This window comes from uncultured Campylobacter sp. (assembly GCF_938045775.1).
GTDB lineage: Bacteria > Campylobacterota > Campylobacteria > Campylobacterales > Campylobacteraceae > Campylobacter_B.
The window spans coordinates 1-9,752 of record NZ_CALIBH010000225.1; the positions used below are offsets into that span (position 1 = coordinate 1).

Below are 9,752 nucleotides of genomic sequence, written 5' to 3' on the forward strand. Positions count from 1 at the left end.
GCGCGGACGCGGCGAGCTTTCGGGTTTTGGATTTCGGCTCCGGCTACCGCTCCAATGTCGCGGCGGATAAAAACGCCGTATATTGCGGAAACATCGCGATGAGCGAGTTGGAGCCCGCGCGCACGAAGGCCGTGGCGTTTGGCTACGTAAGCGACGGGCAAGTTAGCTACTTTTGCGACGGCGAGGCGGTGCCAAACGACGCGCTGGGGGCGCTTAAGCTTACTTATGAAACCTTGGCGCATATTTTTTGGGATGCGCCCAAGCCGCAAAGCTACCTCTATAAATTTAAGCGAATGGACGCTACAAATCTGCGCCAAATCGCGGGTTTGTATTACGCGGCGGAGGGCTCGCGCGCGTTTTATAAAGGAGAGATTTTGCCGGGCGCCGATGCCGCGAGCCTGCGCCAGATAGAGGGAAGCGATGGGCGCGCTAGCGACGTTTACGCCGCGGACGGCACGAACGTGTATTTTAAAAACCTACGCCTTGACGCGCACGATGCCGGGCATTACGAACTTTTGAGGCAGTGGTTGAGCTATTTTTTGTGGGATGCGAAAAGCGGAGACGTTTTTGCGAACGATCTGAAATTTGACCCAGCTGCCGCGCCCTATACTCCGCTAAATAGGCAGCTTGCGCACTCAAATCATCTACTTTTTGCCTCCTCTGGCGGCATCTATTATTTCGACGAGAACGACGGAAAGCAAAAGCGCGCGGCAGATAACCCCTTTGCGGGCGAGATTCGAGCGCTTAGCGACAGCGTATTTCAAAGCGGCGAGCGGATATATTTTTTGGAGCGCGCGGATGTTTGGGGCGGCGGTCGCAGCACTCGCAGGCTGGTCGCTCGCAAAAGCGGGCTTTTCGCGTTCGATCTGCCGCACGAGTGGCGCAGGGTCGGCGGCGTGCACGGCGGGCTATACGGCTGGGTCTATTCAAACGGCGGGCGATTTTTCTACTTCGACGATCTGGGCTCTTCGCAGCTGATAGATCGGTGCATTTATGAGATCAGGGATCTAGACTTGGTTGAAATTTTGCTTCAAAAAAGCAGCCTTGGCACGAGTAAAATTCGCGAGATGATAAAGAGCGGCGGGCTTAAGGCGGTGGACGGCGAGCTGCTTTTTGAGGTAAAGACGCGAGTGGAATTTTAGCCGCGATTTGGGCGCAGACGACGATTTCGTGCAGATCGGGTCTCTTCGGTTTTTGATTTTAGCTGCGATTTGGATGTAGAGTGCGTCGCTAAGCTTTAAAATTTGCTTTTATTCGGCATAAACTTTATGAAATTTAAAGCTACGGTACAAACTTTGGCGTAAGCTTAAAATTTCATCGAAAATCGCTTTAGGGCGGTCGTATAAAATTTATTTCACCGCACCTAGGTAGCTCGCGGAATATTTTGTACGTGATAAGCTCGGTGTGGCTCGGACGATAATTTTATGTATCGCGACGAGCAGAGTTTAAATTGGTGCGCGTAGCTATGAGATTTGCATATTGTGGCGAAGCCGTACTAGAAATAGAGTGTGGGCGCGGCATTAAATTTTCTATCTAAGAAAGTGGCGCGCGATGTGCGAAACGGGGCGTGCGCACGATAATTTCGGCACGGCCATACGGCAAATTCTAAATTCCAAGCGCTTTAAAATGCGGGCTCGAACCGCGCGGATAATGTGCGCCAAGCGACAGGTCACCGAATTTGGTACACAGAGATTTAATCTATGATGACTCAAACTGCAGCTCTGTGGCGGCGATACGTCACGTGCATGGTAGAAATAATTTATGAACGATTTGAGTACGCGATCGAGCAAGGCTCTAAAATCTTGCTGCAAAATTTTAGTTCTATGAGCGATTTAACCGAGCTAGGCGAAAGAATTTTGCGTTGCAAACGCCTTTGCCTCTAAGTCGGACGCTCGTCGCCATTTATATTGAGCACATTCTCTGCTTCGCGCTCGTAAGTGTGTCGTTTTATATTGCAGATGCGGCGCCTATCGTTTAAATCACATCACTTGAAATTTTATCCGCGAGTTCTATTTGTGTGGCGTTATTTTTAAATTTTTTACATATTTCGTTTGTGCTGTGCTAGTAAATCTATCACGGCATATTCGCACGCATCGCATCGTTTGTGCGCGCGCCTTTCACGTTTTGCGCAACATTTGTTTTTTTATGTCGCGGCGTGATAGTGCTATATAAATTTTATATTTTGCGGCGCCCCATTCTCTGTATCGCGCGCCGTTTTGCGAGCAGATGAGGTCCAGGCGGCGCCGAAAGCGAGCATAGGATGTGAAGCGCTATTTTATAAAGCCGCTTGCCACTACGCGGTCGCGCTCGTCGTAGAAAACCGCGAGCTGTGCCGGAGCGATGCCTGCTGCGGGCGCGGATAGCACGGCATGCACCCCGCCTCCTTCGCGCGGCGAAATTTTAACGGGGAGTTTGGCGCTGCGGTAGCGGATCTTAACGCCGAGACCAGGCATATTTAAAATTTCATCCCTGCTTAAAAAGGCGTTAAAATTTTCGGTATCGAACTCGTAGGTCGCCAGCTCGTCCTTGCCGCCCACGACGATCTCGTTTTTGCTCGAGTCGATGCTTAGCACGAAGTGTGGCTCATGCGCGCCGTGCACCGTAAAACCGCGGCGCTTGCCGATCGTGTAATGCATATAGCCCTCGTGAGTGCCGATGGCGTTGCCCGCGCGGTCGCGCACGATACCGGGCATTTTGGTGCCCGTATGACGGTTTAAAACGTCGATGTAGGTGGTGTCCACAAAGCAGATCTCGCTGCTTTCGCTCGCAGAGGCGATCTGCGAAAGCTCCGTATAAGCGCGCGCAGCCTCTTTGACGTCCTTTTTATACATCCCTCCAAGCGGAAAGAGCATAAATTTAAGCGCGGCAGGATCGATGTTTGCTAAAAAATAGCTCTGATCTTTGCTAAGATCTGTCGCGGCTTTTAAAAGCCCATCCTCGATGCGGACGTAGTGCCCAGTAGCTAGGCGCTCAAAGCCCTGCTCGCGCGCAAATTCCAAGAGCTTGCCTAGCTTGATGCGGCGGTTACACAGCGCGCAGGGATTTGGGGTAAGACCGCTTATATAGGCCTGCACGAAGGGCTCGTAAACGTCGCGATTAAAATCCTCCTGCAGATCCAAAATGTGGATTTTTATACCCAAAAACTCGCCTACTTTGCGGACTTTGGCGATGTTCGCCTCGTGATAGCCGGGCTTTGCGTGCAGCTTCATATAGCAGCCCTGCACCTCGTGCCCCGCGTCCTGCAGCAGCTTCGCGCACATCGAGCTATCCACGCCGCCGCTCATCGCGACTAAAATTTTCATTCGTTCTCCTTACGTCGCACATCCGCCAAAATTTCATCCACGCTGTCGCAGAGTTTGAAATTTTGCAGATCGCTTTCGTTTATCGCGCCAGATTTTAGCAGCGAAGTGCGGAAAAACTCCATTAGCGGCGCGTAGAATTCCTCGTCGTAAAGATAGATCTGCGCGCGTTTAAAGCCCGTCTGCACCAGCACTAAAATTTCAAAAAATTCATCCAGCGTCCCAAATCCGCCAGGAAAGATGACGAAAATTTCGCTGTTTTCGATGAGAGCGCCTTTGCGCGGCGCAAATGCCGAAAATTTCGCGCCCTGCGTCAAAAAGCCGTTGCTTTTTTGTTCAAACGGCAGCATGATGTTAAAGCCCACGCTGTGCGTTCTTGCTCTCGCAAATGCGCCTCGGTTGGCGCCTTGCATAATGCCGCCACCGCCTCCGGTGATGATCGAGTATCCTAAATCGGCAAGCCCTTCGCAGAGCTTTTGCGCGTCTTTTACGTAGCGATTGTCCTCGCTAAAGCGCGCCGAGCCGAAGATCGTGGCGCTTTTACCCACGTTTTTGAGATTGTCGCGGGCAATTTTGATGTCTTTTAAAATTTCTTTCAACTGCATGATTAATCTATCTTTTGTGTATATTATTTAAAATTTTAACTTTAAGAATACCATTAAATTTTTAAAATTCCGTTTAAAATAGTAGAATTTGCGTGATTTAAAATCTCATCGTAAATCATACTAGGTTGCTAAGCTTTCGTAAAAATCCGCCGACGCCGCGGTAAGGGCTCATATCGATAGGCTCGCAGCCTTGTTTGCTTAAAAATCGCGAGACGCTCTGTCTAAGCGCGATGGTAGCGGGCGAAAACGGATAGTGCGAGTTAAAAAGCGCGCGATTTTGTGAGCAGACGGCTACTTGTTTGCAAAACGGCACAAAGCCTAGCAATTTAAAGCCCAGTTCGCTTATATTGCGGTGTGCAACCGACTTTAGATTGTCGTAAATCATCACGGCATCATCCTCGCTCGCGGTGAAATTTAGCAAAAACAAAACTTCTTTTTTGCTCGCCCCAAGCGTCTTTAAAAGCGCGTAGGTGTTGCTTATCGAGCAGGGTTCGTTCGCGCACAGCACGATATTTTCGTCGCCTATGCTCAAAAAATCTCCAAGATACTCAAGCCCCGCATCGATCAAAATAAAATCGAAGATTCCCGCCTCTTTTAGCTCGCTTGCGAAGCGAGCGGAGCTTTCGTGAGATTTTGCACTCGCGGAATTTCCGGCTTTTTCGGGATTTGATGAGCGAGCGGAATTTTTCATTTCATCTTTACTCGCGGAATTTTGAGAATTCCCGTCAGGGATTGAATTTTGCTTGGTGAAATCGTCGCTTTTAAAATTCTCTAGACTTTCTGATTCTGTAAAATTCCATCTATCTTCGCAATTTTGCGGCTTTTTGGCTGCACAATTCGTAGAATTTTTTGTAGCGTTTGCCATTGAATTTGCAGCGGCGGAATTTTCTGAGTTGTTTTTGCTATCAGAGCTCGTAAACTTTTGCGCGTAATTGTGCGAGCCACCACTTTCGTCGCCTTCTCGATTTTGTGCGCTATCCGTAGAATTTCGCACGACGTAATTATCTGCGCTAGAGCTTGCGTTTTTGATAGAATTTTGCGCCGCAGAATTCGCGCTATTTGTAAAATTTTGTGAAGACACGGGATTTTGTGAAGCAAGCGCGGGCGAGACGAGCGTTAAATTTTGCGAAATTTTTACCGCGCTCGCGCTTTGAAGCGAGATTTTTTTGCCTTGCAGCGCGTTTAGGATGATCTCTTGATTGCTAAAGCTCGGAGCCTCGATGATCGCCGTGCGGTAGCCTATCTCGCTTAGAATTTCGCCGAAATTCGCCACGATCACGCTCTTGCCGACCCCACCCTTGGCGCTTAAAAAATTTACGATTTTATTTTGCATATCAGTCCTCTTTTAAATTTCATCGTTCCAAGCGGCAAAATCACGCTTATGCGCTCGTTTACTCCCGGATGCGGCAGAGCTAGCCTGCTACCGGGCCTTACCTTCGCACTTGCGTATAAAATATCCACGTCCAGCGTGCGCGGCGCGTTTTTAAAGCTTCGTTTGCGTCCAAATCGTAGCTCCGCGCGCTGCATAATCTTAAGCAGCGCAAGCGGCGCTAGGGAGCTTTGCACTAGCATTACGGCGTTTAAAAAATTTTCCTGCCGCAAAAAGCCGAACGGCTTGTTTTTTAAAATCAAAGAATTTTGCGCTACGAAAAAGCGCGTATCGCTTTGCAAAACGCGGTAAAATCGCTCGAAGCGCCGCCTGACGTCGCCTAAATTTCCGCCGAGCCCAAGCAGGTATAAATTTTTAAAATTTCCTCGCTCGCGGCGCCTCATCGGGAAAACGGCGCTTTTTACGACGCACAGCGCGTCCGCGCACTCGTAAAATCCGTTTTTCTTAAGTTGCATGTTCACCCGAGCTACTCTCATAAAATTTCAGCCCCGTTTTCGCGCACGACCACGACGTCCTCGATGCGCACGCCAAACTCGCCCGGCAAGTAAATCCCCGGTTCCACGCTAAAGACCATGCCCTCTTTTAGCACGGTATCTCCGCGCTTTGAGATGAATGGAAGCTCGTGGATATCGACTCCCACGCCGTGTCCAGTGCTGTGGAAAAACGCTTTTCCGTAGCACTGAGCGGCGATAAAATCCCTAGCCGCCGCATCGATCTCGCTCGCCTTTTTACCGGGCATAACCGCCGCGATCGCAAGAGCCTGAGCCTCTTTTACGATTTCGTAAATTTCTTGTCGTTTGGCGTTTTTAAAATTTTGCTCCTTGCCGAAGTTAAAATTTTCGTCAAAGCACGCCGTGCGCGTCCTATCCGAGCAGTAGCGATTAAATTTAACCCCCGCGTCAAGCAGGAGCAAATCGCCCTGCCGCAGCCGCTTTTTACTCGGCAGAGCGTGCGCCTTGGCGGCGTTTTCGTTGATCGCGACGATAGGCGAAAAGCTAAGCGCGAGCTTGCCCTTTTTCTTAAAGATGAGCTCGGCATTAAAAAACAGCTCCTCTTCGCTCATCCCTTCGCCGCTAGCGCGCACGAACGCGGCAAATTCGTCAAATCTCTCCGCGCCCAGCTGCGCCGCGCGTTTTAAAATTTTTATCTCGTCTTCTGATTTTACTATGCGCGAAATTTGCGCAAAATTCGCCCGCGCCTTAAATCTTATCCCAAGCCCCTTGCTCAGCGCCTCCCACTCGCCCGCGCTAAAATCGTACGGGTTGTAGCTAAGCTCCTTTACGCCAGCCTTTCGCAAAAACAGCCGTGCGTCTTTTATCAAATTTCGCTCGACCTCGATAACCTCGGTATCTTTGCAAAGCTCGCGCGCCTCGATGCTATAGCGCGCATCGGTGAGGAAAAATTTGCGCCCCGAAAGACTCAAAAATATCGCATTGTCGCAGCTGTATCCGCACTCGTGGTAAACGGCGTTTTCGTCCTTTAGGATAAAATTTTTCAAATTTAATCCCAAACTTATTTGGCTTTCTGCTCGGCTCTGGCGGCTTTGATCTGCTCAAAAATTTGAATCATTCCGATCATCGCCAGATGGTATCCCACGGGACCGAATCCGATAATCTGACCCGCAGTCACGGGTGCTATTAGACTTTTTTGTCTAATCTCCTCCCTGCGAGCGATGTTTGAGATATGCACCTCGATCACGGGCAGGCTGACTGCGGCGAGTGCATCTCGGATAGCGAGCGAAGTGTGCGTGTAGGCGGCGGGATTGATGATGATGCCATCGCAGGTGCCGAAGCACTCTTGGATCTTATCGACAATCTCGCCTTCGAAATTGCTCTGGAAAAACTCGATCTCATTGCCGCTCTGATCGGCGACCGCCTTCATCTGTTTATGGATGTCCTCCATCTTCATAACCCCGTAAATAGCGGGCTCGCGCATACCGAGCATATTGATATTCGGTCCTTGAATCACCATAATTTTCATTTTTGCGTCCTTGTTTTGAAATTTAAGCAAAAATTATAACCAAAGCGAGCTTATTTTTTACTATGGCGTCAGATTTGTCCGTTCAAACCCAAACAATAAAATTTTATCTCTAAATTTAGCGCGAAATAGAATTTTATGCTAAAATCACGCGCTGTTTTAGATAAGGAAAACGATGAGAATTTTAAGGGCGAAGTGGGTTCTTGTCTGCGATGAGAATTTTAAAATTTTAAAAGATGGCGCGATCGTCTTTGATAAAAAGATAATCGAGGTTTGTGCCTTTGCAAGCGCGGCGCGCAAATATCCGCAAGCCGAAATTTTGGACTTTAGCGGCGACATAGCGATGCCTGCGTTTATAAATCCGCACGTGCATTTGGAATTTAGCGCAAACAAAGGCACACTGCGCTACGGCGATTTTTTGGACTGGCTAGGCAGCGTCATCGCCTCAAGGCAGCAGCTGGACGCCACGGCGCGCGGACGGCTAATCGCGGAGCAGATCATTGCGATGATGCGAAGCGGCGTGGGTACGATCGGCGAAATTTCAAGCTTCGGCGGCGAGGCTGAAGCTTGCGCGAAAAGCGGCATTAGAACCGTGTTTTTCAATGAAATTTTAGGCGCGAGCAAAGACGCTGCGGCGGAGAATATTTCTAAATTTAAAGAGCGATTTGAGCGCTCAAAGGCGCTTGCGAGCTCGCTTTTCATCCCCGCCGTGTCGGTACACTCGCCATATTCGACGCACCCGCAGATTACGGAGTTTGCGACGAAGCTTGCCCGCGAAAACGGGCTTGTCATAAGCACGCATTTTATGGAGAGCTCGTATGAGCGGCAATGGCTGCGCGCGGGTCGCGGTAAGCTTAAAACCTGGCTTTCTAAATTTAATCCTGCGCCCGCGCCTTTTTACTCGCCGCAGAGCTTCGTAGCGCATTTTAGCGGACTTCGCACGCTTTTTACGCATTGCGTTTGGGTGGATGATTTTAGCATCTTTGATCCGAAGCTTCACTCGATCACGCACTGCGCGCGCTCCAACCGCCTGCTTAGCAAAAAGCGGCTAAGCTTTAAAAAGCTGCTCGCAAGCGGACTTAATTGCAACATCGCTACCGACGGGCTTAGCTCGAATTTCAGTCTAAATTTTTTAGACGAGCTGCGTGCAAATTTAATGATGCACGACGAGCTGGGTTTGGCAGAGCTGGCGCGGGCGTTACTTTTAGGCACGACGAGAAACGCTGCTGCGGCACTTGGGCTAAATTTGGGCGAGCTGAAAGCCGGTAAGCTCGCCGACATCGCCGTTTTTGAAGGCATTGAGTGCGAGCAGAGCCAGCTGGTGCTACAGCTCATTTTGCAGAGCAAAAATGCAAAATCACTTTTTATCGAAGGAATGAAATGCAATTTCTAAAAAACATCTTTGCGCCGATCGGCGCCGTACTGGGGTTTATCAACAAATACTTTAAATCCCTGATTTTTCTGCTTATTTTGTTTTTGATTTTTGCAGGCGGTGAAAGCGCGCAACAAAAGGGCGCGAATCTCGCTCATCTTTCGCTAAGCGGCGCGATAATAGATGATAGCGAAATTTTAGAAAAGATCGAAACTCTGAAAAACGACGAGGCGATTAAGGGAGTGCTTCTGCTGATCGACAGCCCCGGCGGCGCGCTAAGCCCGAGCGTGGAAATTTCGCTGGCTATCAAATCACTAAACTCGCGCAAGCCGGTCGTTGCTTATGCCAAGGGCACGATGGCGAGCGGCAGCTACCTAGGCGGCGTGTGGGCGAGTAAAATTTACGCAAATCCGGGCAGCTTCATCGGCTCTATCGGCGTGATCATGCAGGGCTTAGACGTGAGCGAAGCTGCCGCTAAATTGGGACTTTCAGAACAGATCGTCAAAGCGGGCGAGCTCAAAGAGGCGGGCACGATGATGCGAAAATGGAGCGACGCGGAGCGCGCGAGTCTGCAAGCTTTAGTGGATGAGAGCTATGAGCTATTCACGCGCGAGGTGGCGCAGGCGCGCTCGCTGGATCTTAGGAAGCGCGATACGTGGGCGAATGCGCGAGTATTTTTAGCTAGCGGTGCCAAAGGTGTTGGGCTCATCGACGAGGTGGGTTCTTTAGAGGACGCTAAGAGCGCGCTCGTAAAGGCTAGCGGCGTAGCAGATCCGATCTGGCAGGAGCCTTCTGCGTATGAAAAGATGATGGATAAGCTGGCAAATAAAAGCGAAAGCTTAGTGCGCGGAGCATTCGGCGCGAAGCTGATGGCGTATTAGAATTTTAGAAATTTTAGATTATGAGGGAATTTTAAGAGTAAAATTTTGTATATAGAAGCTATACTGGGTTTGATTACTTTTAAATTTCCTCGCTTTTTCATTCGGTCTTTTCTTTAAAATTTTATCTTTTTTGTGAATCTTTTCTTCGTTTAAGAACTCCTCATTTTTTTACCAATTATTCAGCCCCCTTTAAGCATCACTCTTGTATAATCACAATTCTGTTTCGCA

Annotated in this window: 10 protein-coding genes; 4 read left to right on the plus strand and 6 right to left on the minus strand. The window is 49.5% G+C overall.

Translation table 11 applies throughout. The annotated features are described in order from the left end of the window. Both Q0238_RS08980 and Q0238_RS08985 read left to right on the plus strand, forming a co-directional pair. Nucleotides 1-1,142: DKNYY domain-containing protein (locus Q0238_RS08980; RefSeq protein WP_297945306.1), on the plus strand; the 1,142-nt coding region annotated here is incomplete at its 5' end. A gap of 558 nt (nt 1,143-1,700) precedes the next feature. Next, nucleotides 1,701-1,883 (plus strand): hypothetical protein, encoded by a 183-nt coding sequence (locus tag Q0238_RS08985; protein WP_297945309.1) that lies wholly within the window; start codon nt 1,701-1,703, stop codon nt 1,881-1,883. 387 nt (nt 1,884-2,270) lie between these two features. Here the strand turns inward: Q0238_RS08985 and mnmA are convergent, their stop codons facing one another. The 6 genes from mnmA to aroQ all read right to left on the minus strand — a co-directional run bounded on the left by mnmA (nt 2,271) and on the right by aroQ (nt 7,274). Then, nucleotides 2,271-3,302 (minus strand): tRNA 2-thiouridine(34) synthase MnmA, encoded by a 1,032-nt coding sequence (gene mnmA / locus Q0238_RS08990; RefSeq protein ID WP_297945312.1) that lies wholly within the window; start codon nt 3,300-3,302, stop codon nt 2,271-2,273. After that, the gene (locus Q0238_RS08995; RefSeq protein WP_297903198.1) at nt 3,299-3,904 is read right to left on the minus strand and encodes a TIGR00730 family Rossman fold protein; all 606 of its coding nucleotides are present in this window, start codon (nt 3,902-3,904) and stop codon (nt 3,299-3,301) included. The genes mnmA and Q0238_RS08995 overlap by 4 nt, the downstream gene beginning before the upstream one ends. Before the next feature lie 115 nt (nt 3,905-4,019). Beyond that, the gene (locus Q0238_RS09000; protein WP_297945315.1) at nt 4,020-5,237 is read right to left on the minus strand and encodes a hypothetical protein; all 1,218 of its coding nucleotides are present in this window, start codon (nt 5,235-5,237) and stop codon (nt 4,020-4,022) included. Beyond that, nucleotides 5,219-5,749, minus strand: coding sequence for a 2-amino-4-hydroxy-6-hydroxymethyldihydropteridine diphosphokinase (gene folK, locus Q0238_RS09005; RefSeq protein ID WP_363317137.1), 531 nt, complete (start codon nt 5,747-5,749; stop codon nt 5,219-5,221). The genes Q0238_RS09000 and folK overlap by 19 nt, the downstream gene beginning before the upstream one ends. 17 nt (nt 5,750-5,766) lie before the next feature. Then, the gene (locus Q0238_RS09010) at nt 5,767-6,792 is read right to left on the minus strand and encodes a M24 family metallopeptidase (protein ID WP_297945320.1); all 1,026 of its coding nucleotides are present in this window, start codon (nt 6,790-6,792) and stop codon (nt 5,767-5,769) included. 14 nt (nt 6,793-6,806) lie between these two features. Further along, complete coding sequence (aroQ, locus tag Q0238_RS09015) at nt 6,807-7,274, minus strand: type II 3-dehydroquinate dehydratase (RefSeq protein WP_297945323.1); 468 nt, start codon at nt 7,272-7,274, stop codon at nt 6,807-6,809. Nucleotides 7,275-7,446: 172 nt separating this feature from the next. On the opposite strand from aroQ, the gene Q0238_RS09020 reads away from it, so the two are divergent. Next, nucleotides 7,447-8,664, plus strand: a complete 1,218-nt coding sequence (locus tag Q0238_RS09020) for a metal-dependent hydrolase (protein WP_297945326.1) — start codon at nt 7,447-7,449, stop codon at nt 8,662-8,664. After that, on the plus strand, nt 8,652-9,524 hold the full coding sequence (gene sppA, locus Q0238_RS09025; protein ID WP_297945329.1) for a signal peptide peptidase SppA: 873 nt from the start codon (nt 8,652-8,654) through the stop codon (nt 9,522-9,524). Before Q0238_RS09020 ends, sppA begins: the two co-directional genes overlap by 13 nt. Nucleotides 9,525-9,752: the final 228 nt, after the last annotated feature.